Source organism: Paenibacillus thermotolerans (assembly GCF_028745515.1).
GTDB lineage: Bacteria > Bacillota > Bacilli > Paenibacillales > YIM-B00363 > Paenibacillus_AE > Paenibacillus_AE thermotolerans.
Genome location: NZ_JAQZSG010000030.1, coordinates 39,867 through 64,190 on the forward strand (window position 1 = coordinate 39,867; position 24,324 = coordinate 64,190).

Sequence of the window (24,324 nt, forward strand, 5' to 3'; positions counted from 1 at the left end):
ATTTTATGCTTGCGCTTCTTGTTTCTCTCCAACGGCTTTAACCGCAAGGGCGAAGTTGCGAACCGGAGCTTGCAACACGCTGAGGAGCATGGACAGCAAACCTTCGCGGGACGGAAGTTCCGCAAGCGCCTTGATTTGCGCAGCGTCGACAACCTTACCTTCAACGACACCTGCTTTTACTTTCAAGTGCTCGTTCTTTTTCGCGAAATCGTTAAGAATTTTGGCCGGAGCAACCGCATCTGCGGAGAACGCGATTACGCTCGGTCCTGTCAAATGCGCGTCAAGCTCGGTCAAACCTACTTCCGCAGTAGCGCGGCGAGTAAGGGTGTTCTTGATGACACGGAATTCAACGCCCGCTTCGCGAAGCTGCTTGCGAAGCTCGGTTACTTGCGCAACCGTCAAACCGCGATAATCGGCAACGACGGTCGTCGCGCTTTCGCGAAGCTTGGATGCAACGTCGGTTACGAGTTGTTGTTTTTCCGCTAATACTTTTGCGTTTGGCATAAAGACACCTCCTGTTTCAATTGAATAGGGGCCGTAGAACACGAGAAAAGCCTCCGTAGACACGAAGGCTGCATGAATGCGCTTGTTGGCGGCCGATGTCCATACGGGGCACATCGTCCATAAGCAATATCATAACACCTCGGCAGGAAATTAAGCTCTAAGGCACCTGCTGTCTACGGTTAGAATATTCGATTCGGATGTAAGTTCACACGCAAAGTATGCGTTAAAAATTAACGATATACTTGAGTGTTAACGCGAGCGCTCGGTCCCATCGTGGAGGATACTGTGATCCCCTTCAGGTACACGCCTTTCGCAGCAGCCGGCTTCGCACGGTTCAACGCATCGATGAGAGCCTTAAGGTTCTCAACAAGCTTCTCGGCATCGAACGATACTTTGCCGATCGGCGCGTGGATTTGGCCTGCTCTGTCCAGACGGTACTCGATTTTACCGGCTTTGATCTCTTGAACGGCTTTCGTTACGTCGAACGTAACGGTGCCCGCTTTCGGGTTCGGCATCAAGCCTTTACCGCCGAGAATCCGACCGAGTTTACCTACTTCGCTCATCATGTCAGGGGTAGCTACGCAGACATCAAAGTCAAACCAGCCTTGTTGAATGCGGTTGATCATGTCTTGATCGCCGACATAGTCAGCGCCTGCAGCTTCCGCTTCCTTCGCTTTGTCGCCTTTAGCAAAGACGAGTACGCGCTTTGTTTTACCTGTGCCGTGCGGCAATACGACTACGCCGCGAACGTTCTGGTCTTGCTTCTTCGGGTCGATGCCCAAACGAACTGCAACTTCGACGGTTTCGTCGAATTTCGCTTTCGCCGCTTGCTTAACAAGCGCGATCGCTTGGTCCGGCTCATAAACTGCTTCTTTGTCGAACAGCTTGGCCGCTTCTTGATACTTTTTGCCTGCCATGAAAATTTTCCTCCTAATGTGGTTTTAGCGGAATATCCTCCCACCGAACGGCGCAATCCCGAACGGACCGCTGCCTTCGCAAGCCTGGACGATTAGTCTTGAATGACGATGCCCATGCTGCGAGCCGTACCTTCGACCATCCGCATTGCTGCTTCTACGGATGCTGCGTTAAGGTCGGGCATTTTTTGTTCTGCGATTTGGCGAACTTTGTCGCGCTTAACAGTAGCCACTTTCTTCTTGTTCGGTTCGCCGGAGCCCTTCTCGATGCCTGCAGCGACGCGAAGCAATACTGCAGCCGGAGGAGTCTTCGTCTCGAACGTGAAGGAACGGTCTTCGAATACCGTGATCACTACCGGAATAATCAAGCCTGCTTGATCCGCTGTGCGAGCATTGAATTCTTTACAGAATGCCATGATGTTCACACCCGCTTGACCGAGCGCAGGACCGATTGGCGGTGCCGGATTCGCTTTACCTGCAGGAACCTGCAATTTGACCAATTTGATAACCTTTTTTGCCATGTGTTACACCTCCTTGCTAGGGTATACACTACCCTTGCGGACAACCTTACGGCTGCCTCCTTGCCAGGGTCTACAACACACCCAGGAACGGCTACTATATCTTCTCCACTTGAACGTAGTCAAGCTCAAGCGGCGTTTCTCTACCGAACATATTGACGTGAACCTTCAGCTTGCCTTTGTCCGTGAGGATCTCCTCGATCGTCCCGACAAAGCCGGCGAAAGGTCCGACTTTCACGCGAACGGATTCCTTCAATTCGAAGTCGTGCGTCTCGCGCGGCGGTTCATCCATGCCCATATGCTTCAATATCGCTTCTGCCTCTTCCGGCATTAACGGAATCGGCTTGGAACCGGAACCGGTAGAGCCGACAAAGCCCGTTACTCCAGGGGTGTTCCGTACCACGTACCACGAGTCGTCCGTCTGGATCATCTCCACAAGAACGTATCCCGGATACACTTTCCGCGTTACAGTCTTACGCTTGCCGTCCTTCGTCACAACTTCTTCTTCCGTAGGAACGAGCACGCGAAAAATTTTGTCCTGCATCTCCATCGATTCTACACGCTTCTCCAGGTTCGTCTTAACCTTGTTCTCGTAACCGGAGTACGTGTGAACGACGTACCATCTTTTCTCCATGCTCGGAGCGGTTTTCTCCATCAGCGGGTCACCTTCCGAATCATTATTCGAAAATCGCACGGATGACGTTGGAAATTCCGAGGTCCAGGACGATAAAATAAAGCGTCACAAAAACCACGGTGAACAGGACGACAAGTGTGTAACTGGTCAGTTCTTTCCGCGTCGGCCATTTCACTTTCTTCAGCTCGGCATAAGATTCGCTGAAATAAGAAAAAGTCGAACCGAAGCTTTGCTTTAAACGAGCCAAAAACGCCACAAAAGCACCTCCAGATGTTACCGCGTTTCGCGATGAGCCGTGTGGGAATTGCAGAAACGGCAGAACTTCTTCAACTCGATGCGGTCCGGATGAGAACGTTTGTTCTTGCTCGTCGTGTAATTCCGCTGCTTGCAATCGGTGCAAGCCAACGTAACGATTACCCGCATGTCGCCACCTCCTGAACTAGCCTTCTAAACAGAAGCTTGATATTCTTGCAATGTCAGGGCGTTATCCGCTTTCTGACATTAAAAAAAACGCAGCATATTTTTGGGCTACTCGCAATACTTTATCACAACGGGTATTGCGTGTCAATGAAAAGGTGTTGACGGACCGGGCTCGTTTTCCGCGGTAATCCGTGTTCCCTTCATTATCGGCAAAAGGAAGCGCGAGTAAACAAGTCTCCGCGAGAACTCAGCCGTAACATTGACAACTGTGCCAAGTGTACACCGCCTCATCCGACAATTCAACTGACAAAACCTGTGCGTTGACACAAAAAAGGCACCCTCGCAAGGATGCCTTCTATATTTCAATAGCTTATGTCCCGCACTTCCAAATAACGTTCAAGCTTCCGCTTGACCCGTTGCAGCGCGTTATCGATGGATTTGACGTGACGATCCAAATCGACCGCAATCTCCTGATAGGAGCGTCCGTCGAGGTAAAGCATCAGCACCCGGCGTTCCAAATCGCTTAAAATTTCGCTCATCTTGTCTTCCAGGCCGCTGAATTCCTCTTGATTGATGATCAGCTCTTCCGGATCCGAAACCTTAGAGCCGCAAATCACGTCTAGCAGCGTTCGGTCCGAGTCTTCGTCATAAATAGGCTTGTCCAATGAAACGTATGAGTTCAAAGGAATGTGCTTTTGGCGGGTAGCCGTCTTGATTGCGGTAATAATTTGGCGAGTGATGCACAGCTCGGCGAAAGCTTTGAACGAGGCCAGCTTGTCACCGCGAAAATCGCGGATGGACTTGTACAACCCGATCATGCCTTCTTGCACGATATCTTCCCGATCGGCGCCGATCAAGAAGTAGGAACGAGCCTTCGCCCGAACGAAATTGCGGTACTTGTGGATCAGGTACTCCAATGCCTCGCTGCTGCCCGACCGGACTGCTTCGACCACATCTTCGTCTGGCAATGATTCGTACTCGGACTTTATTGAAGCCTTGTAGTCGACGCTCACTAGTATCCCTCCGGCCTGCATTGGAGCTTACGATAACCGTTCAAAAGTTAAGACAAGTATACATGAAGCCATTTTGAACCGTCAACGGGGCAAATCCCAAAAAAGCCTTTATTTTACTGGCCTTTCCGCCATTGCTCAAACACGGAGCGGAGCTCGCTGCTTAAAAATTTATCAAACGTATTGCGCTGTGACGCAGGTTTTTCGCTTATTGTTTCGGTTACCTGTTTTTTACTTTCTTGTATCCTTAACAACAATTCCCTAGCGGACAAACGCAATGCACCGCTTCCGAAGGCTACGTTCTGCTCGGTCAAATCCGAAGTCGCTACATAGATTTGCCTGCGCCGGCGGGACATTTCCTTCACGAGCCGTTCGATGCACTCGTCGGCCGTCTCTTTCTCTTTCGTGTAGATCACGTCGATGTTGCGTATTTTATACTGCCTTCCGAGACCCGGCACATTATAAGCGTCGAATACGACAATGCACCGGGTTCCCGAAAAGCCCTGGTATTCGGCAATGGATTCGATCAACAGGCTGCGGGCCTCATCCAAATCCTTATCCCGCAAACCGCGAAGATGCGGCCATGCCCCGATAACGTTGTACCCGTCTATGATTAACAGCTCATCCATCGAAAAAAGAAACGCCGTTTCCCGCTATTTTCCGCCCGCGGCGGATCCGGCCCCGAAGCCGCGTCGCTGGCGGACCGCTTCATACATGAGAAGCGATGCGGCGACGGAGGCGTTCAGCGAGTTGATGCGGCCGTACATCGGCAGCTTGACGAGGAAGTCGCAGCGCTCCCGGATGAGCCGGCCGATGCCCTTGCCCTCGTTGCCGATCACCAGTCCGAGCGGCAGCTTCAAGTCGGTGTCGTACACGTCCCGGTCGGCGGAGGCGTCGGCTCCGGCGATCCAGACGCCGCGCTCCTTCAGCTCCTCGATCGTCTGGGCGAGGTTCGTGACGCGAGCGACCGGCACGTGTTCGCTGGCGCCCGCCGACGTCTTCGAGACGGTGGCGGTCAGTCCGGCAGAGCGGCGCTTCGGCACGATCACTCCATGGGCGCCGGCACAATCGGCGGTCCGAAGTATCGAGCCCAAGTTGTGCGGATCCTCAATCTCGTCCAAGAGGATGAACAACGGGGGCTGCCCGGAAGCTTCGGCGGCGGCGAACAGATCGTCGAGCTCGGCGTAAGCGCGTTCCGCCGCTAAAGCGATGACGCCTTGATGGCGGACGCCCGGCGCCATCTGGTCGAGCTTGCGCTTATCGGCCTGCTGAACGACGACTCCCGACTGCCTCGCCTCCGCGAGTATGCCGCCGATGCCTTGCGCGCCTTCGGCAAAATATAGTTTATGTATCGTCCGCCCCGAGCGGAGCGCTTCCTCCACCGGGTGACGTCCGGCAATCACTTCATCGTTCATGGGCTTGTCCCTTCTTCCTGTTTGCTGTCCACCGTAAGCCTCATCAGCTGCTCCATCCGCTCATGCCGCTTCGTCAAATACAAGTAGCCGAGCAAGCACTCGAAGCCCGTGCTGTGCCGGTATTCCTGAACGCTCGTATTTTTCGGAGCGGCGTGCGACTTGGCGTTGCGCCCCCGCCGCATGACGTCCCGCTCCTCCTCGGTTAGATGCTCCTCCCACAGCCGTACGGCCGCCGCCTGCGCCCTCGCGGATACGTACCGCGTCGCGTCCCGGTGAAGCGTGTTGACGCGATGATTCGGCTGCGACAGCACATATTGCCGGATGAACAAATCGTACAAGGCGTCTCCCAAATAAGCGAGCGCCAGCGGGTTCATCTGCTGCGGCGGCTGCGCCGGAGGAAAAAACTGCAATCCTTCTTCCATGCCCGTTATTTGCGCCGCCAACGGATCCCCTGCGGCGTATCCTCCAATATGATCCCCTGCGCGGCAAGCAAATCGCGGATTTCGTCGGCCCGGGCGAAGTTTTTCGCCTTGCGCGCTTCGGTCCGCTCAACGATCAGCCGGTCGATTTCCTCGTCAAGCAGATCGTCGGCTTCTGCGGGTAGTATGCCCAAAACCGCATCCATTTGCTTGAACAGATCGTCCATGCGCCGCAATACGTCGGCATTCGGATTGCCCCCCGCGGCCGCGATATACGTGTTTGCCTCGGATACCAGCTCGAATACGGCCGTAATCGCATCCGGCGTATTGAAGTCGTCGCTCATCTTCGCATGGAACATATCGGCAATCCGGTCCAGCTTGCCCATGTCGTAGCCTTCTGCGGTATTTGCGTTGTCAGGGGCTGCGGGAACATTTTTCAGAAGATGATTCAAATTGGCCCGGCAGTTGGCGATCCGGTCGATGCCGTTCTGCGCCTGTACCAGTCCTTCTTCGCCGAAATTAAGCGGATTGCGGTAATGCGTCGAAAGCATGAGCATCCGTATCGCCTCCGGCTTATGCTGCTTCGCCAGCTCTCTTGCGTTCACGACATTGCCGAGCGACTTGGACATCTTCTCATTATTGAAGTTCAGGAACGCGTTGTGCATCCAATAGTTTGCAAAAGGCTTCCCCGAGATCGATTCCGTCTGAGCGATTTCGCACTCATGGTGCGGGAACACAAGGTCCATGCCGCCGCCGTGAATGTCGATCGTCTCTCCCAAATATTTGCGCGCCATCGCCGAGCATTCGATATGCCAGCCCGGACGCCCTTCGCCCCATGGGGACGGCCAGTGAATTTCGCCCGGCTTCGCGGCCTTCCAGAGAACGAAATCCTGCGGGCGCTCCTTGCGCTCGTCGACATCAACGCGGATGCCGAACTGCAGCTCTTCGAGGTTTTGGTGCGACAGCTTGCCGTAATCCGGAAACTCGGACGTGCGGAAGTAGACGTCGCCGCCGCTCTCGTATGCAAAGCCGCGGTCAACGAGCTCCTTGATGAACGCGATTATTTCGCTCATATTTTCCGTAACGCGCGGATGAAGCGTCGCCGGCTCCACCTTCAGCGCTTCCGTATCCTGCAGGAAGTCGGCGATATTGCGCTCCGCCAGCTCCGGCACCGTGCCGCCGACCTCTTCCGCTCTGCGAATGAGCTTATCGTCGACGTCGGTGAAGTTGACGACGTAGTTTACGTCATAGAAAAGAGCCAAATACCGGCGCACGACGTCGAAAAAGATGAGCGGGCGCGCATTGCCGATATGAATCAAATCGTATACGGTCGGTCCGCACACGTACATCGTAACTTTGCCCGGCGTCAGAGGCACGAATCTCTCCTTCGCGCGTGTCATCGTATTGTAAATATGAATTTCGGGCTGTTTGCCGAAGGCAGAAACATTGGACATAGTGACATTACTCCTTTCGCTCGCTGTAAATCAGCTCGGTTTCTTTCATTTGATCTTGCTCTTTCGCGGCGATCTGCCGTCTGCACGACTCTAATTCGGCCTTTAAAGCCTCGATCTGCTGCATCATCTGCCGCTGCTGCTCGAGCACCGGATCGATGATATTGCTGTGGTCGAGCTTGTCGACCTTTTTGCCGTTCAGTCTGACGATGCGCCCCGGGTTGCCGACAACCGTGCTGTTCTCGGGCACCTCCTGCAAGACGACGGCGTTCGCCCCGACTCGGGAAAAGTCGCCCACGGTAAATGAACCGAGCACCTTCGCCCCGGACCCGATGACTACGTTGCTGCCGATCGTCGGATGGCGCTTGCCCTTCTCCTTGCCGGTGCCGCCGAGAGTTACGCCTTGATACAGCACTACATCGTCACCGATCTCGCACGTTTCCCCGATGACTACGCCCATGCCGTGGTCGATGAACAGCCGTTTGCCGATGCGGGCCCCGGGGTGAATTTCAATGCCGGTGAAAAACCGGCTCGCTTGAGACACGATTCTCGCAAGAAAAAAGAGACGTTTCCGGTAGAGCGCGTGCGCAATCCGGTGCGCCCATATGGCGTGAAGACCGGAGTATGTCAATACGATTTCCAGAACGCTCCTGGCGGCCGGATCGTTGTCGATTACGGCATCGATGTCGGAACGAACGGTTTGTATGAAGCGTCTCATATTGTCTTCGCGCCTCCTTTCAACCAAGGATAAACGGCCTTGCCGTCCTTAACGACTTCATCCGTTTTCCAATGACGGCTTCGGGTGTTATATCCGCAGGATATACTTACTGAACCGTCAAAAAGCGCCCCCGCAGCCGAAGATTGATTTCGGCTGCAGAGGCGCCAGATACGCTAACGCGGTTCCACTCTGCTTGGGTCCGTTGCGGCGCCTACCGGCAGCCGGATTGTTCCGCTTCCGGCTCCGCTTGTTCGGACGGGTTCCCTTCTCGATCGGTTCGGTAACGGGAACCAGTCGGACGTGGCCTACGGCGCAAGCGGCCATGCTTTCAATCGGCTGCGTTGCGTTGTCGGCCGGTCGGCTCACAGGCGCATTTCGGTTCGGCGCGAGACGGACGGCTTGCAGCCGAGGCTTCCAAAGCGCCCGGCCATCCTCTCTGGGGAATCGCGTTATCGAACGTACTTCTCCTGATCACTGCCTTGGTTATGTGCTTACAGTATAAGAAAACCTCCTTCGAAGCCAAGCAAAGGAGCGAGACCGCAAATAGAGAAGGTTTTCTTGAAACGGCAAATAGGTATTGCGGTTGGTTAAAAGCGCTATTCTTTCTGCCATTATAGTAGAGGCGGAAGGTTTTTACAAGGCAAGGATTATGCGGCGAGTTTATGCAGCAACCTTGCCCTTGCCGCCCTTTCCTTATTCACCCAGTCTTGCTGACAGCCGTGCCAACACTTTCTCGCGTCCGAGCAGCCACAGCGTTTGGTTCAAGTCGCGGCCGTGGGTTTGCCCCGTCAGCGCCGCGCGGATCGGCATGAACAGCTGCTTGCCCTTGAAGCCCGTCTCCGTCTGCACCGTCTTCAGCATCGACTTGATGCCGTCGGCGGTGAAGTCCGCTGCAGGCGAGGTCTCGATCGCCGACTTGAATGCGCGAAGCACCGCCGGAACTTGCTCTTCCGCAAGCACGGCTTTCGATTCTTCGTCGTCCGCCGGCTCATCCGCGAAGAAGAGCGAGGTTACGTCTACGATTTCTGCGCCGTACGACAGCTGCTCCTGATACAGGGCGATCAGCGCTTCCGCCCAAGCCTTCTGCTCCGCAGTCATCTCGGCCGGGAGACGGCCCGCATTGATCAGGTGCGGCAGCGCAATTTCAACGACGCGCGAAAGCTCCGCTTTCTTAATATAATGATTGTTCATCCACGCGAGCTTTTCCGTATCGAATACGGCGCCGCTCTTCGAAATCCGGTTCAAACCGAACTGCTCGATCAGCTCTTCTTTGCTGAAGATTTCCTGCTCGCCGCCCGGGGACCAGCCCAGCAGCACGATGAAGTTCAGCACCGCCTCCGGCAAATAGCCGAGCTCGCGGTACTGCTCGATAAATTGAATGATCGACTCGTCGCGTTTGCTCATCTTTTTGCGGTCTTGATTGAGGATGAGCGGAAGATGCGCGAACGAAGGCGGCTGCACGCCGAGCGCCTCGTACACCATCAGCTGGCGCGGCGTGTTGGACAAATGCTCTTCGCCCCGGATGACGTGCGTGATTTTCATTTCATGGTCGTCGAGCACGACCGCGTAGTTGTACGTCGGGATGCCGTCCGGACGAACCATGATCCAATCGCCGACATCGCTCGATTGGAACTCGACGCGACCGCGGATATGATCGTCGAACGCGTACGTCTTGTCCGCCGGCACCTTGAACCGGATCGACGGCTTGCGTCCTTCGGCGCGGAACGCCTCCGCCTGCTCCGGCGTAAGATTCCGGCACCGTCCGCTGTAGTGCGGCATCTCGCCTCTTGCTTCCTGCGCCTCGCGCTCGGCCTCCAGCTCCGCTTCCGTGCAGAAGCAGTAATAAGCGTGACCCGATGCCACGAGTTTTTCCGTGTAGGATCGATATATGTCCAGACGTTCCATTTGCCGGTAAGGGCCGTAAGGTCCCCCGGTATCGACGCTTTCGTCCCAGTCGAGTCCAAGCCACTTGAGCCCGTTCAGCTGGCTGTCGATGCCGGTTTCCACGTGACGCGATTGGTCCGTGTCCTCGATCCTTATCACGAATTGGCCGCCTTGATTTCTTGCCCATAAATAATCGAATAATGCCGTTCTCGCACCGCCGATATGCAGATGCCCCGTCGGAGAAGGCGCGTAACGAACCCGAACCTTCCCATTGCCATTGTTGTTGCCATTGCCGGTCATACTCCGAACCGCCTCTCAAAAAATTGATAAACCCTATTATACAAAAAGTACGCGTACTTACGGAAGTGAGTTTCTCGCGTTGCAGCGGCAGTTGGTTGCCGCTACACGTTCGTCCGGCGCACCAAACAAACGACCGCCTGCGCGGCGATTCCTTCTTCCCGCCCGGGGAAACCGAGCTGCTCGGTCGTCGTCGCCTTCACATTGATTTGATCCGGCGCCGCTTCCAACGTGCGGGCAATGCCTTCCGCCATGGCCGGAATGTACGGCGCCATCTTCGGCCGCTGCGCAATAATCGTGCAGTCGAGGTTGCCGAGCACGTAGCCCCGCTCCCTAACGAGACCCCATACGTGCTCCAGCAGCTTCATGCTGTCCGCATCCTTAAACGCCGGGTCCGTATCCGGAAAATGCTTTCCGATATCCCCAAGCCCCAGCGCCCCGAGCACCGCATCCGCAACCGCGTGCAGCAGCACGTCGGCGTCGGAATGCCCGAGCAGCCCTTTCTCGAACGGAATGGTTACCCCGCCGATAATGCACGGACGCCCTTCGGCGAACCGGTGTACGTCAAACCCTTGACCGACACGAAACATTGTCTTCTCTCCCTTTTCCCCTTGTACTTCTTCAATAAATCGCTTCGCTACCTCTAAATCTTCCGGCGTCGTCACCTTAAGATTCCGGTAGTCGCCCTTCGAGATGCGGACCTTCCCTCCGATCCGCTCGACCAGCATCGCATCGTCCGTCCCGAGGAACGACTCCGCCTCCGCCGCTTCATGCGCCCGCAGCAGCAAATCAACGCGAAAAGCCTGCGGGGTTTGCACGGCCCACAAGCTTTGTCGCTCCGGCGTCGCCGCAACGATGCCGCTGCGGTCCGCCACCTTTATCGTATCCTTCACCGGCACGGCCGGAATCGCCGCCCCGGTTTCGTGCGCGGCCTCCAGGGCGCCGGCTATGACCTCCGGCGTCACGAGCGGCCTCGCTCCGTCGTGAACGAGCGCCCATTCGGCATTCGGCAGCGCGTCGCGCAGCGCATCCAATCCCGCTTTCACGGAATGCTGCCGTTCCGCGCCGCCGGCGGTCACCCGCACCGTCTTGGTCAGCCCGTATGTTTCAATCAATTGGCGGCCGTAATCCGCGTCGCCCTGTCCGACCACCAGCACTACCGCATCCACCGCCGGCGACGCCTCGAACGCCTCCAGCGCATGAACGACGATCGGCTTGCCGTACAGCGGCAAATACTGCTTGCTCACCGCCGAGCCCATCCGCTTGCCGGAGCCGGCGGCTACGACGACCGCTCCCGTTTGACCCATATGCGTCAGTCCCCTTGCTTGTCCGCTCTTTCTAGCTATGATACCACCTTAGGAACTGCCGCCTCAACTTTAGAGCGCTTTTTCGAGCAGCTTCGGCTTGGCGAAAATCATCCGTCCCGCCGACGTCTGCAGCACGCTCGTCACTAACACCTCAAGATGCATGCCGATAAAGTCGCGTCCGCCTTCGACGACGATCATCGTTCCGTCATCGAGGTATGCGACGCCTTGGCCGTGCTCTTTGCCGTCCTTGATGACCTGCACCATAATTTCTTCCCCGGGCAGCACCACCGGCTTCACCGCATTGGCCAAATCGTTGATGTTCAGCACCGCCACGCCCTGCAACTCGCACACTTTGTTCAGGTTGAAGTCGTTCGTTACGACTTTTCCTTGCAGCGCCTTCGCCAGCTTGACCAGCTTGCTGTCCACTTCCGATATTTCCTCGTAGTCGCCTTCGTAGATCAACACCTTCACGTCGAGCTCCTTCTGAATTTTGTTCAGAATGTCGAGCCCCCGGCGCCCGCGGTTCCTTTTGAGCAGATCGGAGGAATCCGCGATGTGCTGCAGCTCTTCGAGCACGAACTCAGGAATGACCAGGGTGCCTTCCAGAAAACCCGTCTTGCAAATATCCGCGATCCGCCCGTCGATGATGACGCTTGTGTCGAGAATTTTGTGCTCATGCTTGACCGGAGCGCCCGCTTCCGGCTCTACCGCCGCGGGGCGGCGCGTCAAGAACAGAGTCGTCAGCTCCGCTCTTCGGCGCATGCCGAACCGGAAGCCGGCCGCCGCCAGGAACAGCGTTGCCGCAATAATCAACCAAGCGCCGAATCGATCAAACTCGGAGAAAACCGGCGCTATTAACGCCGAAACGACAAGACCGACGATCATTCCCGCGATACCCGCAACAAAATCTCCCACCGGGACGTCGTCCAGCGACGCTTCCCCTCTTTTGAACAAACTTCCCAACATCGCAACGATCCAGGTTATGCCAAAATAGAACATCAATGCAAAAGCAGCCATCATGCCGTACTGTTGCCCTTGAACCGAACCGAACGGCACTCCGGGCACGATATACCCTATAGGATCATGTCCGAACGCCGCGCTCAGCTCGTATCCGACGAATGCGCCGAACGCGGCTGCCAGCCATCGAACCAGCTTGCTTCCTTTCACGTGCGATCACCTCCTTGTATGATTTCTGTTACAAGTATTGGCGAATTTTGGGCCGGATAATCTTGCGAAGGAAATTTTTCGGGAAAATGTTTCGCATGCTTCGGAAGGTACCGAGAGCGTGAGGTCAAACTTCCTTATTTCGGCGGGTCCATGCGCACATTCGTGGGGGGACGGGGGCAATAACGATGTTAAACTTCACTATTTTGCGAATATCGGAGTTGCGAGGTGAAATAGTGAGGTCAAACCTCCTTATTTCGGCGGATCCTTGCACATTCGTGGGGGGACGGGGGTAATAACGAGGTCAACCTTCACTATTTTGCTGAAATCGGTGCTGCGAAGTGAAATAGTGAGGTCAAACCTCCTTATTTCGGCGGATCCATGCACATTCGTGGGGGGACGGGGGTAATAACGAGGTCAAACTTAACTATTTTGCTGAAATCGGTGCTGCGAAGTGAAATAGTGAGGTCAAACCTCCTTATTTCGGCGGATCCATGCACCTTCGTGGGGGGACGGGGGCAATCACGCGGTGATACTTCACTATTGTGCGAATATCGGGGTTGCGAGGTGAACTCGTGAGGTCAAACCTCCTTATTTCGGCGGATCCTTGCACATTCGTGGGGGGACGGGGGTAATAACGAGGTCCAACTTAACTATTTTGCTGAAAGCGGGGCTGCGACGTGAAAGAGTGAGGTCAAACCTCCTTATTTCGGCGGATCCATGCACATTCGTGGGGGGACGGGGGCAATAACGCGGTGATACTTCACTATTTTGCGAATATCGGGGTTGCGAGGTGAAATAGTGAGGTCAAACCTCCTTATTTCGGCGGATCCATGCACATTCGTGGGGGGACGGGGGCAATACCGCGGTGATACTTCACTATTTTGCGAATATCGGGGTTGCGAGGTGAAATAGTGAGGTCAAACCTCCTTATTTCGGCGGATCCATGCACATTCGTGGGGGACGGGGGAAGCTCCTCCCTGCTCACTTCCAGAGCGTGCTGACCGTTAAGATCAAAAGGTGAGCCTATCCGAACGGATAAGTTTATTTTTTGATCTTATCTATTCGTGAATGACTAAACTTCTCCGCCTTTAAGTCACTTTATGAGCCTATCGCACGAAACAACCGTATCTTAATCCGTAAAACGGACAAGGTAAGCTCAAAATTTGAGTTAATCACAGCAAATAAGCTCAGTTTTTGACGGATGGGCAACCGGCACATAAAAAACGGCAAACCGCGCTCACATCGTGAAGCCGGGCCATACCTCACGCCGCCGCTTCAACCGCTGGATACTCGATTTACCGCTTCAAATTAACTGCTCTATTCGGCCCCTTTTCCCGCCTTCTCGGGATCCGGACTGTTCCCAGGTTTCCCAACCGCATCTTCCGAGCCGGCACCGGCATCAACGACGCGCTCAACCGCCGCTTTACCGCTATGCCCGGGTTTCGCCGGCTCCGCATCCGCGCCGTGCCCGGCGCCCGCTTTTGGCTTACGGCCGATCGCCTTCGGCCTGCGCAGCTTAATTCCGCCGCTCGGCAGCTTCGGCGTAAGCACCTTCACACGCCGGCCGGCGGCCCGGGCGATCACTTCGACATTTTTTCGAAGGCCGAAGAGCGCATAAAACAGCAGCGGAATAAACAGCAGCTTCGACAGCGGCCCCGGATACAGAACTGCGACGGAGGCGACGGCAATAATGATGATCGGCGTAATCCAAGCGGCTCGCTTAGACACCTTCATCTTCTTGAACGACGGATATTTCACCGACGACACCATCAGCCAAGACAGCGCAAGCGAAGCGATTACCAGCACATAAGGAGGAATCGTATAGCTGAACAACGCCAGCGTACAAAGCACGCCGCCCGCCGCCGGAATCGGCAGCCCCAGGAAGAAACCCGGTATCCCCTCGGTCACGTTGAACCGGGCCAGCCGCAGCGCGCCGCAAATCGGAAACACCGCGGTGACGATCCAGCCGAGCGCCGGGTTGAGCGATTGAAAGGCAGCCACATACATGACGAACGCGGGGGCGACGCCAAAGGAAATGACGTCCGACAGCGAATCCAGCTCCTTGCCGAATTCGCTCTGCGCATTGAGCGCCCGCGCCACCCTGCCGTCCAGCCCGTCCAGCAGCATCGCCGCAATGACGAGCATCGAAGCGGTAGCCGTCTGGCCGTTAAAAACCATAATAATTGCAAGTATGCCTAAAAATAAATTTCCCACGGTAAACCAGTTGGGAAGCGACTTTAACGTCATGGCTAAACCCCCAAAAAGATAAACGGCCCCGAAGCCCCGTTCTGTCCTGTCATTGCCGGCATTGCATGCCGTGCGCCGGCTTCTTTATGCCGTTCCGTCCGTTCACCTGCTTGCGTAATAGTCGTAATGCCCGGATCCGCAGGAATGGAATCTCCAATATAGATTCCAATATAGATAATATGCCCCAAATGTCCGCCCAATGTGCACCGTCCCCCTCCGAACAACGCAGAAGCTAGACACAAGACACAGGATACAGGATCCAGGGCACAGGCACGGGTCGGGCATAAAAGCATAAAAACCTCACAGCCTAAAGCTATATATGCCGATCGACCAGCACCTGCTCCTGAAGCCGTTTGAGGCCTTCCTTAATCGTGCGGGCGCGAACCTCGCCGATTCCGTCCACCTCATCCAATTCCTCGATGGTCGCCATTAGCACATGCGGCAAATACTCAAACTGCTCGACAAGATTGCCGATAATGATCGACGGAAGGCGCGGGATTTTGTTCAAAATGCGGTACCCCCGCGGCGAAACGGGCTCCTCCATCATAACCGACGTATTCGGATACCCGAGCAGCCGGATGACCTGATGCTCCTCCAGCAGCTCATCGCCGGCGAGCTTGAAGCTGTGCAAAATTTCATTGATCTTCTCATCCTGCGGATCGCGGCAATAATCCTTCAGCAGCAAGTAAGCTTCCGTTTCGAGACCCGACACCAGCTCCTCCAGCTGCATGGAGATCAACCGGCCTTCGTTGCCAAGCTCATTAATGTAACGGATAATCTCCGCCTTAATGCGGATCACCATCTCAATGCGCTGCACAACCCCGGCTACGTCGTGAAGCGTAACGATTTCCTCAAATTCCGCCGCCGACAAATTCGTCAGCGCCTGATCGAGCACCGCTTTATATTTTTCGAGCGTCTGAATCGCTTGGTTTGCTTTCGTCAGGATGACGCCGATATCCTTCAACGCATACCGAAGATTTCCTTGGTACAACGTTATTACGTTGCGGCGCTGGGAAATCGAGACGACCAGCTTGCCGGTCTGCTTGGCTACCCGTTCCGCAGTCCGGTGCCGAATGCCGGTTTCGATCGACGGAATCGAAGAATCCGGAATCAGCTGCGTATTGGCGAACAAAATGCGCTTTAAGTCCTCGCTCAAAATAATGGCGCCGTCCATCTTTGCCAGCTCATATAAATAATTGGGCGAAAAATCGCAATTGATCGAAAATCCCCCGTCAACAAGATCCATAACCTCGGGCGAGTACCCGCATACGATCAAACCGCCGGTTTTCGCGCGAAGCACATTCTCGAGGCCTTCCCGAAACGGTGTTCCTGGTGCGACCAATTGCAGAAGCCTGCTCATGATTTCTTGATCGTTTTCTTCCCTGACCATAGGTACCCCCTTAAGCCTGCGAACGATGCGTAAGTTACGATAAAGAACAATTATATATCTCTATTGTATTGTATAACCTGCTGATATTGCATAATGAATTTTATACATTATGATGCCCTGTTACGGCAACGCCGCTTGCAGCGCTTCCTGCAGCGAGCGCACCGGAACGATCTCGATTCCTCGGGGAGGAGTCCATTGCTTCAAGCTTTTCTCCGGCAAAATGACCCGCGTAAACCCAAGCTTCAGCGCTTCATTCACCCGTTGATCGATACGCGAAACCGCCCGAACTTCTCCGGTCAACCCGATCTCGCCGAACACGACGTCTCCCGGCAGCGTCGGCCGGTCACGGAAGCTTGAGGCGACCGCCACCGCAATGCCGAGGTCTGCCGCAGGCTCGTCCAGTTTGACGCCGCCGGCTACATTCAAGTATGCATCCTGAGTCTGCATATGCAAGCCTACCCGCTTCTCCAGCACCGCAATAATCAAATTCAAGCGGTTGTAGTCGACGCCGGTCGCCATCCGCCGCGGACTCGGGAAGTTCGTCGAAGCGACGAGCGCCTGCAGCTCCACAAGCACCGGGCGAGTGCCCTCCATCGAGGCGACGACGGTCGACCCGGAGGCGCCGATCGGCCGCTCCGAGAGAAACAGCTCGGAGGGATTGGTCACTTCGGCGAGGCCGGATTCGGCCATCTCGAAGATGCCGATTTCGTTCGTCGAGCCGAAGCGGTTTTTGACCGCGCGCAGCATGCGGTACGAGTTGTGGCGCTCGCCCTCGAAATAGAGCACCGTGTCTACCATGTGCTCGAGCAGTCTCGGGCCCGCGATCGTCCCTTCCTTCGTCACGTGCCCGACGAGGAGCGTCGCTACGCCGCGCTGCTTGGCGACGCGCATGAACAGCCCGGTGCATTCGCGCACCTGGGACACGCTGCCCGGCGCGGAGGCGACGCCCGGCTGATACACCGTCTGGATCGAGTCCACGACGAGAATGTCCGGGCGCACGTCCTCCAGCGCTTCGAATATATGATCCGTGTTCGTTTCGCACAGGACGAACAGCTCCGGCGCGGCTGCGCCCAAGCGCTCGCCGCGCATCTTAATTTGCCGCGCGGATTCCTCGCCGCTCACGTACAGCACTCGCTGGCCGCTGCGTGCGAGCGTCTGCGACGTCTGCAGCAGCAGCGTCGATTTGCCGATGCCGGGGTCGCCCCCGACAAGGATCAGCGACCCCGGCACCAAGCCGCCGCCGAGCACCCGGTTCAGCTCGGCGCTGCCCGCGTCGATGCGAGGCTCCTGCGCGCTGGCGATCTCGGCGATCGAGCGGGGCTTCTCCTTCGCTGACGCGATAGGAGCACCCGCCACGCCGGCCGTCTTGACGATCGTCTCCGTTTCCTCGACGAACGTGTTCCAGGCGGCACAGCCGGGACACTTGCCGAGCCATTTCGCCGATTCGTATCCGCACTCCTGGCAGACAAACTTCGTCTTTACCTTTGCCATTCCACCACTTCGCCTTTACCCGTTCAGTTCCATTCCTTTACCAGTGTATCATAAGTTTCAGCCAAGTGCCTCAGCTTGCACGGGGACTTCCATCGTTCGTTGATAAGCCGAGTAAGACAGCGCCGCGAAGATTGGAAAAATCAAGGAAAACAGCAGGCTTACCGACTCATCGAAATAAACGGAATCGACCCAGCCGCTTTCCGGCGCTACGATAGCCCCCACGACTCCCGCAAGTATGAAAATTAGCAGCCATGCCGCCGCTAAAATAAGGAAGAGAATAAGCCCGGACCAAAAAATCGGCCAAAACAGCTTCTTCGTTCGAACCAAATAACTGCTGTAGCTGATCACGTCCGCCGGCATTTTTCTTGTCGGAAACATAATGAGCGGATTGACGAGCGAAAACCTGACCAGCAAAAACAGCCCCGGAACGATAAAAAGAACGAGTCCGATCAAAATGGCTAAATTGCATGCGAAGTTAATGAAAAACAGCCGCGGCCACTTCCGAAGCCCGGTAAGAACCGACGATCCGACGTGGTCTTTGTTGGCAAAATAATGTAGTACGGCTCCCGTGATCGCAATATCAGCAAATCCCGTCAGCAGGTTCGTCATCACCGTAGAAGCCCCCAATGCCAAGCACACGAAAGCCGCCGGCAGGTGGATCATGCATACGATCAACAAAACGGCCGCAAAATGCATTCGATAAAGCCGCCAGGTTTGCCCCAGCAAATCCGCCATCATCACTTCACTCCTTCACTAGTTCGCAATATTCTCCATGAAATGACAAATTCCTGCACCGATTGACAGCGGCATGCCGTTCGGCTGCAATAAAAGCCTTAACTTCTCATGCGCTGATGAGAAGTTAAGGCGAGTACAGCACTTACTTATTTATGAAATTCAACGTTTGCAGCATTCGATACAGCATTACGGCGCTCTGTGCTCTGTCGGCCGGCGCATCCGGATGGAAGTTGCCGTCGTCCATCCCCATCACGATGCCTTCGGCGGTTACCAGGTTAACGGCCGTTTTCGCCCAATCTTTCACCTGTCCGGCATCTTGGAACACCGCTTGCTCATCTCCGCTTTCGGCAGCGTATCCGGCTGCCTTCAATGCGTTCGCAATCATTACGGCCATCTCCGCCCTTGTTACAAGCTCATTCGGTTTAAACAAGCCGTCCGAATAGCCTTTTACAAGACCGTTCTTTACCGCAGCTCCGACCGCACCCGCATACCAAGCGTTCGGGTCGACATCGCCGAATGCGGCTGCGGACGCTTTATCCGGAGCCATACCGAGCGAACGGGTCAGCAGGGCCGCAAATTGCGCTCTTGTAATGCTCTCCCCCGCCCGGAACGAACCGTCATCATAGCCGGTAACGACCCATTTATTTGCGAGCGTTTCGATTTCATGCTTCGCATAGTGGCTGTCCGGCAGGTCATTGAATTCGACGTTGTTTTTCATGATCGAATAATAAGAGAAGCCTTGACGGTACAGCGTTGCCGAAATCGTGCCGTCCTCGGACGCGAACACGGTCGGCACCGGGAAGAACGTATTCGTTTGCGGATCGTATGCAACGCCTGCGAGATTATTGAACGAAACATTGCCGCTTTCGCTAGCCCACTCCAGCGTACGTCCTACGAAGCTTGTGAATTCCGAGATCGGTATCGACGCGCCGTCCTTGGACGTTACTGCTATCGAGAAATCGACCGGCGTCAGGACGCTTACCGCGCCGATATCCGCCATAAACTGTTCGATCCGCTCGGCAGTACCCTCATCCGCTTTAGCAATGGTTACCGTGATTTGCGCATCCTCGCCGGCCAATCCCAGCTTCTGCAACGCCTCCGCTACGATGCGCGACGGAATCGTCAACGCGCCTGCGGAAGTTTCAACCTTCAGCATGGCAGATCCATCGATAGCCGTCATGCGGGCAAAGGCAGTTGCTGCCAGCTTCAGCCTCACAACGTCCGCCGGCTGGTCGATGCTCAGCACTACGGTCCCGGTCTGCCCGCCTGAGGACATTTGCGCAAGCAGCGCCTCCTCGTTTACCGTCGCCGACACGATCGTTTCGCCGGATTCGCCGGTTGTCGGATCCGTTACGACAATCACTTCCTCAGAGATCGTTCCGCTATGGCCACCTTCATCGGCATCCGTCCCACCGGGTGAAGGCTCTGTAGGACCGGACGGCGTTGGGTCAGGCGTTGAGTCAGGCGTTGAGTCAGGCGTCGGGTCCGCCGTTGGATTCGTATCGGAAGTGTCCGTCGAAGCTATGGCCAAATTGTAAGGATCGCTGACATTGCCCGAAGCATCTCTTGCCGTAACCGTTAAAATGATTCCCGCCGGCTGCGAAGGGATGACTACCGAGAAACGGCCGTTCCCATCGGCAGTGCCGGTTCCGATGATTGCCGGACCCATGGCGATCTGGCCATTGAAGACCGTAACAAACGCACCCGGCTCCGTTATGCCGCGAACTGTCGTGTCGCCCGCATAGACGGCTTCAACAACCGTGATTACCGGTGGCGTCGTATCCGCATCTTGCCCCAAATCCAGCAGCTCGGCTTTGACGGCATGCATGCTTTCCGCATATTCGTTATAGCTTATTACGGCTATACGTGTTGCTTGCGCCGGGACGTCCACATCCGTCAGACCGAACGAATATGTCCCGTAGCTGAGCTGAGAGATCGTGCCGATCGCGTCGCCGATTTTTTGATCGTTCGCGTCGACGAAATAAACATTGTAGCCTTTAATATACGACTGATCGGCCGCACCGTTAAACGTCAGCGTTCCGCTTATTTTTCCGGCCGATTGGTTCGTATCCTGAAACGCCGGGTTTTGGGCTCTCGCCCGCGGGATTTTGATTTCATCGATATTGTCGTAACGGAAAATTCCTTGCTTCTGTTTGCTGTACAAATATACTTTGCCGTCGGCGGCGAACTCCGCCAAATTCGCCTCGAAAGGCAATCGGAACTGCACAACCGCACTCTCGCTGCCGTCCGGATTTGTTACATTTTTATATACGTTTTTCTGGGTGATGACATATTCCCCTTGAGCGGCCAAAACCTCGGCATTTCTATCATTTGTTTCATTGAAGTACTGAACTCTTGCCGTTACGGCCGGTGCGTCAGGGGTGCCTGCTATTTCATATTTTTGGTTTGCGTAATACAAATTGTTTCCGTCTTTCACAAAATCAAAGTCCGGATACTGAATGTCTTGAATGAGCGCAGGACTCGTTTCACTCGCAGGGTGATTCATATATGCGCCTGTAGCCGCATCCCGAGATAAGAAGTAAAGATCGCTGCCGGAATTCCCCTTTTCCCCTACCAAAAGCATATCCGATCCGAACTTTACGGCTGCCGAGTAAAAGGTTTGAGTGCTAGCCAAATTGCTATACGCTGCCCTTCCAAAAGTCCCGTCGGGCTTCGTCTCATACAGATAAGACCATTGATCCGGATCGGTATACACCAAATGATTGTCCCCGATGACCGCAATGTTGCCCGGATTAACGGCGGTACGGATTGTTTCGAACCCGTTATGTAAGGCCGCCTGGTACGCTGCGTCCGTTACGGAGACGCTGTTCGCCCCTCTTAACGACACGTAAGCTTTGCCGTTGTAAATTTCTATCTCATTCGGCCTGGAGCCGATAATCAGCTCCCCGCTCACCGTGTGGCTCGCGCCGTCAATATAGAGAAGCCGGTTGCTCTCTTTCCGCGTTGCAAGCAGCGTGTCGTCCGCATCGCTAAACTCCATATCGGTCACGGTGTCGGTTATGACGATCCGATTGTCGTCCAGCGTATACGTGTCGGTCGCCGGCGAAGCGATGACCGGCTGCAGCTTCTCGATCGTCCCCGCGTCATCGTTGTAACCGTAAACGGTCCCTGCGGCATCCATAAACACATAAGAAGCTTCAAAAGGCAGCTCCCCGACCTTTACCAACGTATCCCGGTCAAAAATGTACGTTTTTGAATCGTAAATTTCTTTTGCAAACATATAGCTGCCGCGAACGTATACAATTTCCCCATAGTCGTTCGTTTGTACCACATCGCCGTAAATGGTGGTCAAATCCGCCTTGTCCAGCTTCCTTCCTGCGAAAAACACATTATTCTCGTCTACGAGAATGACCCGTTTGGCAGATGGGAACCCCTCATATCCGATGTAAGAGGTAAGGCTCTTCTTTACAGCCCCGTCATAATAAGCCGCTTTTGACGAGGGACTGAGCCCCGACTCGCCCACATATAAGTAGTGTGTCGAAGGATCCACAGCAATGTCCGGCATGTAGTATGAATCCGTGCCGTTTAACAAGGATTCGGCCTTAGTCGTTACATCCACCTTGTTAATGTAATCGCTGTTGCTTTTGACGACATAGTACAGCGTATTTCCGTCCAGTGCGGTGCGATACGGACTTTTCTGCGTCATAATGGTTTCCACCGTATTTCCGTATACGGCATCCACTACACTGATCCGCTTGTCGCCGGACAAAGGAATGTACAGCTTGCCGTCCGCGAGCTCGATATCACTCGGGGCCGGGCCGATATCCTTCGAAACGTCAATATGCATGTCATCCATCGAGATGATATGCAGCTTGCCGAGATCGGTAACAACGTAAAGCTTGCCGGCCGCCTCATCCGCCGCCCATCCGGTCACGTTCCCTGCAATTGTCAAGGAACCCGTCGACTGCGCATATGCCGTTCCTGCCGATGCCGGCCAAAACCCCGGTAAAAATGCAGAGCACGTTAGTGCAGCGCTTACGATTACGCTAAGCGCCTTCTTCAACCTGGTCTTCATGTTCTACCTCCAATAAAAATAGTCTTCTCGCGCAAAGCCGAAGCCGGGCGCAAGAAGACATAGCTGTACCTTCAAGGGCAACCTGGCAATCATTGTCTCTGCATACTGTGCAGGGACGGCAGACCCACGGCTTTGCGTCATCGCCTTTCGGACGATTTTGCCTTTGTTCCTATGAAACTATGAAATGTTTACCACTCATGGAAAAGTATAATGTAGAACTTTGTCTAATACAATCGAAATTTAGGATACCAGCCCTATGTATTTGAACTTAGTCGTCCCGCCTGTGAAAAATCTTATATCTGCCGCAGGCTTTATCTGATAAGATACTTCTGTCAGTCACACCGAGGAAGGCAGAGGATCTCCTTGACCGCTAAAAATTTGTGGTCGAAATTCGGGCTTGTGATGAGCCCCGATTCATGGCATAACTTCCGCTACGACTTCATAGCCGCCGTGCTGTTCAGCGTGTTCAACGTCGTATTCAATCAGTTCTATCTCCCCTTCGCCATTCGCGACGGGGCTTCCAATTTCCAAATCGGCTTGCTGGCGGCGGCTCCCGCCATCGGGCTGCTGTTCTCGCCGCTATGGGCGAGCTGGATTGAGCGGACGGACAGCCCGAAGCCGTTCGTCGTCTGGCCGAATGCCGCAGCCCGGCTGCTGATTATTTTGCCCGCGTTCTTCGGGGCGCCTTGGGTGTATGTAGCCGTAGCGCTTGTTTTTCATATGCTTATGGGCATCCAGGCGCCCGCCTACGCGCCGTTGATGACCCGGATTTATCCGCCCCGGCTGCGCGGCCGTCTGATGGGCTACGTTCGGGTCGCCATGGGCTTGCTGATGATTCCGCTCGCTTACGCGGTCGGCTACTGGGCCGATGCTTCAGGCCCTTCAGGTCCGCTTTTGCTCGCTTCCGCCATCGGCGTACTGTCCGTACTGACGTTGCTCCCGCTGCGGGACATCGCTCCTGCAACGGCCCCAAAACAGCCTGCCCCCGCCAAACGCGGCCGTCTGAAGGAGCAATGGTCGCTGGTTAGAAACAATCGGCCGCTCGCGGTCTTTTTGATAGCTACGACGTTCTCCGGGTTTGGAAACATTTTGGCCGGGCCGCTGTATCAAATCATTCAAGTCGATCGGCTGGAGCTGACGAATGCGGAGATCGGCTTTACCCGCGTAGCCTATTTTGCTTGCCTGCTCATATCGTTCTTCGTCGTCGGGTGGGCGATCGACCGCTATTCTCCCGAGCGAACGCTGACCTACGGAATCGCCGCGTTTGCCGTTCCTCCGATGCTGTACGGCTTCTTCGGCAATTATGCTTCGGTGATCGTAGCGAGCGGCATACAAGGCATCGGCGACGCTATATGGGACATCGGCATACTGTCCTATGTGATTCGCCTCGCGCCGGGCCGCGAGGCCGCCGTGTTCGGACTGCATCTGATGCTGTTCGGCATCCGCGGGACGATCGGGCCGTTGCTAAGCACCGGCTTGGCCGACAATGTGCCGCTTTCCGTCCTGCTGCTCGGCGCATCGGCTTGCGGCTGGATCGGCACGCTGATCTTTATCGTTGGAAGCCGCCATAAAGCGAACTTGAAGCAGCAAACCAATACACATAACGCCCTTGACTCTTAATGAGCCGGGCGTTTTTTTGCGTGATTGATGATTTCCGCTTCCGGAGGAAACGCCAAATGCAACGGCAGTTCAACTCTGTTGAAAGGGAGATCCGCATATTGCGATGACGTACAATTGTTTGTGTAACAAAATTTGGAGCCTTAACAG

Annotated in this window: 22 protein-coding genes, 2 pseudogenes, 1 riboswitch and 1 other annotated feature; of the genes and pseudogenes, 1 reads left to right on the forward strand and 23 read right to left on the reverse strand. The window is 55.2% G+C overall.

Annotation, left to right across the window (positions count from 1 at the left end; translation table 11 throughout):
* Positions 1 to 3: 3 nt before the first annotated feature.
* The 23 genes and pseudogenes from rplJ to PT964_RS20695 form a co-directional block, all read right to left on the reverse strand.
* Positions 4 to 504 (reverse strand): 50S ribosomal protein L10, encoded by a 501-nt coding sequence (rplJ, locus tag PT964_RS20585; protein WP_274365235.1) that lies wholly within the window; start codon positions 502 to 504, stop codon positions 4 to 6.
* A 34-nt stretch (positions 505 to 538) separates the two neighbouring features.
* Positions 539 to 701, reverse strand: a sequence feature (ribosomal protein L10 leader region).
* Between the two features lie 33 nt (positions 702 to 734).
* Positions 735 to 1,421, reverse strand: a complete 687-nt coding sequence (rplA, locus tag PT964_RS20590; protein WP_274365236.1) for a 50S ribosomal protein L1 — start codon at positions 1,419 to 1,421, stop codon at positions 735 to 737.
* 92 nt (positions 1,422 to 1,513) lie between these two features.
* Positions 1,514 to 1,939, reverse strand: a complete 426-nt coding sequence (gene rplK / locus PT964_RS20595) for a 50S ribosomal protein L11 (protein ID WP_199616583.1) — start codon at positions 1,937 to 1,939, stop codon at positions 1,514 to 1,516.
* A gap of 94 nt (positions 1,940 to 2,033) precedes the next feature.
* Positions 2,034 to 2,570 (reverse strand): transcription termination/antitermination protein NusG, encoded by a 537-nt coding sequence (gene nusG, locus PT964_RS20600; protein ID WP_274365256.1) that lies wholly within the window; start codon positions 2,568 to 2,570, stop codon positions 2,034 to 2,036.
* A gap of 43 nt (positions 2,571 to 2,613) precedes the next feature.
* Positions 2,614 to 2,826: a preprotein translocase subunit SecE gene (secE, locus tag PT964_RS20605; RefSeq protein ID WP_274365237.1), complete on the reverse strand. Its 213-nt coding sequence runs from the start codon at positions 2,824 to 2,826 to the stop codon at positions 2,614 to 2,616.
* 17 nt (positions 2,827 to 2,843) lie between these two features.
* Positions 2,844 to 2,993 (reverse strand): 50S ribosomal protein L33, encoded by a 150-nt coding sequence (gene rpmG / locus PT964_RS20610; RefSeq protein ID WP_274365238.1) that lies wholly within the window; start codon positions 2,991 to 2,993, stop codon positions 2,844 to 2,846.
* 359 nt (positions 2,994 to 3,352) lie between these two features.
* Positions 3,353 to 4,003: an RNA polymerase sporulation sigma factor SigH gene (sigH, locus tag PT964_RS20615; RefSeq protein WP_274365239.1), complete on the reverse strand. Its 651-nt coding sequence runs from the start codon at positions 4,001 to 4,003 to the stop codon at positions 3,353 to 3,355.
* A gap of 113 nt (positions 4,004 to 4,116) precedes the next feature.
* Positions 4,117 to 4,629: an NYN domain-containing protein gene (locus tag PT964_RS20620; protein ID WP_274365240.1), complete on the reverse strand. Its 513-nt coding sequence runs from the start codon at positions 4,627 to 4,629 to the stop codon at positions 4,117 to 4,119.
* 24 nt (positions 4,630 to 4,653) lie between these two features.
* Positions 4,654 to 5,415 carry a 23S rRNA (guanosine(2251)-2'-O)-methyltransferase RlmB gene (rlmB, locus tag PT964_RS20625; RefSeq protein WP_274365241.1) on the reverse strand — a complete coding sequence of 254 codons (762 nt, stop codon included), beginning with the start codon at positions 5,413 to 5,415 and terminating at the stop codon, positions 4,654 to 4,656.
* A complete protein-coding gene (locus PT964_RS20630; RefSeq protein WP_274365242.1) occupies positions 5,412 to 5,858 on the reverse strand; it encodes a Mini-ribonuclease 3 in 447 nt (148 codons plus the stop codon). Before PT964_RS20630 ends, rlmB begins: the two co-directional genes overlap by 4 nt.
* Positions 5,843 to 7,288: a cysteine--tRNA ligase gene (cysS, locus tag PT964_RS20635; protein ID WP_274365243.1), complete on the reverse strand. Its 1,446-nt coding sequence runs from the start codon at positions 7,286 to 7,288 to the stop codon at positions 5,843 to 5,845. The genes PT964_RS20630 and cysS overlap by 16 nt, the downstream gene beginning before the upstream one ends.
* Before the next feature lie 7 nt (positions 7,289 to 7,295).
* Positions 7,296 to 8,003 (reverse strand): serine O-acetyltransferase EpsC, encoded by a 708-nt coding sequence (gene epsC / locus PT964_RS20640; RefSeq protein ID WP_274365244.1) that lies wholly within the window; start codon positions 8,001 to 8,003, stop codon positions 7,296 to 7,298.
* A 117-nt stretch (positions 8,004 to 8,120) separates the two neighbouring features.
* Positions 8,121 to 8,369 (reverse strand): hypothetical protein, encoded by a 249-nt coding sequence (locus PT964_RS20645; protein ID WP_274365245.1) that lies wholly within the window; start codon positions 8,367 to 8,369, stop codon positions 8,121 to 8,123.
* A gap of 327 nt (positions 8,370 to 8,696) precedes the next feature.
* Positions 8,697 to 10,187, reverse strand: coding sequence for a glutamate--tRNA ligase (gene gltX / locus PT964_RS20650; protein ID WP_274365246.1), 1,491 nt, complete (start codon positions 10,185 to 10,187; stop codon positions 8,697 to 8,699).
* 101 nt (positions 10,188 to 10,288) lie between these two features.
* Positions 10,289 to 10,774 carry a 2-C-methyl-D-erythritol 2,4-cyclodiphosphate synthase gene (ispF, locus tag PT964_RS20655; RefSeq protein WP_274365257.1) on the reverse strand — a complete coding sequence of 162 codons (486 nt, stop codon included), beginning with the start codon at positions 10,772 to 10,774 and terminating at the stop codon, positions 10,289 to 10,291.
* A 42-nt stretch (positions 10,775 to 10,816) separates the two neighbouring features.
* A pseudogene (ispD, locus tag PT964_RS20660) lies at positions 10,817 to 11,491 on the reverse strand (2-C-methyl-D-erythritol 4-phosphate cytidylyltransferase); the annotation flags it as partial.
* A gap of 69 nt (positions 11,492 to 11,560) precedes the next feature.
* Positions 11,561 to 12,658 carry a PIN/TRAM domain-containing protein gene (locus PT964_RS20665; RefSeq protein WP_274365247.1) on the reverse strand — a complete coding sequence of 366 codons (1,098 nt, stop codon included), beginning with the start codon at positions 12,656 to 12,658 and terminating at the stop codon, positions 11,561 to 11,563.
* Positions 12,659 to 14,230: 1,572 nt separating this feature from the next.
* Positions 14,231 to 14,905: pseudogene (gene pssA / locus PT964_RS20670) on the reverse strand (CDP-diacylglycerol--serine O-phosphatidyltransferase); the annotation flags it as partial.
* 2 nt (positions 14,906 to 14,907) lie between these two features.
* Positions 14,908 to 15,105, reverse strand: coding sequence for a hypothetical protein (locus tag PT964_RS20675; protein WP_274365248.1), 198 nt, complete (start codon positions 15,103 to 15,105; stop codon positions 14,908 to 14,910).
* Between the two features lie 113 nt (positions 15,106 to 15,218).
* Positions 15,219 to 16,295 carry a DNA integrity scanning diadenylate cyclase DisA gene (disA, locus tag PT964_RS20680; protein ID WP_274365249.1) on the reverse strand — a complete coding sequence of 359 codons (1,077 nt, stop codon included), beginning with the start codon at positions 16,293 to 16,295 and terminating at the stop codon, positions 15,219 to 15,221.
* 120 nt (positions 16,296 to 16,415) lie between these two features.
* The gene (gene radA / locus PT964_RS20685) at positions 16,416 to 17,786 is read right to left on the reverse strand and encodes a DNA repair protein RadA (RefSeq protein ID WP_274365250.1); all 1,371 of its coding nucleotides are present in this window, start codon (positions 17,784 to 17,786) and stop codon (positions 16,416 to 16,418) included.
* A 57-nt stretch (positions 17,787 to 17,843) separates the two neighbouring features.
* Positions 17,844 to 18,521: a hypothetical protein gene (locus PT964_RS20690; RefSeq protein WP_274365251.1), complete on the reverse strand. Its 678-nt coding sequence runs from the start codon at positions 18,519 to 18,521 to the stop codon at positions 17,844 to 17,846.
* Positions 18,522 to 18,663: 142 nt separating this feature from the next.
* A complete protein-coding gene (locus tag PT964_RS20695; protein ID WP_274365252.1) occupies positions 18,664 to 22,557 on the reverse strand; it encodes an S-layer homology domain-containing protein in 3,894 nt (1,297 codons plus the stop codon).
* 73 nt (positions 22,558 to 22,630) lie between these two features.
* Positions 22,631 to 22,729, reverse strand: a riboswitch (cyclic di-GMP riboswitch).
* A 191-nt stretch (positions 22,730 to 22,920) separates the two neighbouring features.
* On the opposite strand from PT964_RS20695, the gene PT964_RS20700 reads away from it, so the two are divergent.
* Entirely contained in the window at positions 22,921 to 24,177 is a 1,257-nt protein-coding gene (locus PT964_RS20700; protein WP_274365253.1) for an MFS transporter, read from the forward strand.
* Positions 24,178 to 24,324: the final 147 nt, after the last annotated feature.

Excerpts from the sequence above, each read along its gene's own strand:
- rplK (WP_199616583.1), bottom strand. The coding sequence starts at position 1,939 with ATGGCAAAAAAGGTTATCAAATTGGTCAAATTGCAGGTTCCTGCAGGT.
- PT964_RS20620 (WP_274365240.1), bottom strand. The coding sequence starts at position 4,629 with ATGGATGAGCTGTTAATCATAGACGGGTACAACGTTATCGGGGCATGG.
- PT964_RS20695 (WP_274365252.1), bottom strand. The coding sequence starts at position 22,557 with ATGAAGACCAGGTTGAAGAAGGCGCTTAGCGTAATCGTAAGCGCTGCA.
- rplJ (WP_274365235.1), bottom strand. The coding sequence starts at position 504 with ATGCCAAACGCAAAAGTATTAGCGGAAAAACAACAACTCGTAACCGAC.
- rplA (WP_274365236.1), bottom strand. The coding sequence starts at position 1,421 with ATGGCAGGCAAAAAGTATCAAGAAGCGGCCAAGCTGTTCGACAAAGAA.
- cysS (WP_274365243.1), bottom strand. The coding sequence starts at position 7,288 with ATGTCCAATGTTTCTGCCTTCGGCAAACAGCCCGAAATTCATATTTAC.
- ispF (WP_274365257.1), bottom strand. The coding sequence starts at position 10,774 with ATGTTTCGTGTCGGTCAAGGGTTTGACGTACACCGGTTCGCCGAAGGG.
- gltX (WP_274365246.1), bottom strand. The coding sequence starts at position 10,187 with ATGACCGGCAATGGCAACAACAATGGCAATGGGAAGGTTCGGGTTCGT.
- disA (WP_274365249.1), bottom strand. The coding sequence starts at position 16,295 with ATGGTCAGGGAAGAAAACGATCAAGAAATCATGAGCAGGCTTCTGCAA.
- nusG (WP_274365256.1), bottom strand. The coding sequence starts at position 2,570 with ATGGAGAAAAGATGGTACGTCGTTCACACGTACTCCGGTTACGAGAAC.
- PT964_RS20690 (WP_274365251.1), bottom strand. The coding sequence starts at position 18,521 with ATGGCGGATTTGCTGGGGCAAACCTGGCGGCTTTATCGAATGCATTTT.
- rlmB (WP_274365241.1), bottom strand. The coding sequence starts at position 5,415 with ATGAACGATGAAGTGATTGCCGGACGTCACCCGGTGGAGGAAGCGCTC.
- radA (WP_274365250.1), bottom strand. The coding sequence starts at position 17,786 with ATGGCAAAGGTAAAGACGAAGTTTGTCTGCCAGGAGTGCGGATACGAA.
- rpmG (WP_274365238.1), bottom strand. The coding sequence starts at position 2,993 with ATGCGGGTAATCGTTACGTTGGCTTGCACCGATTGCAAGCAGCGGAAT.
- epsC (WP_274365244.1), bottom strand. The coding sequence starts at position 8,003 with ATGAGACGCTTCATACAAACCGTTCGTTCCGACATCGATGCCGTAATC.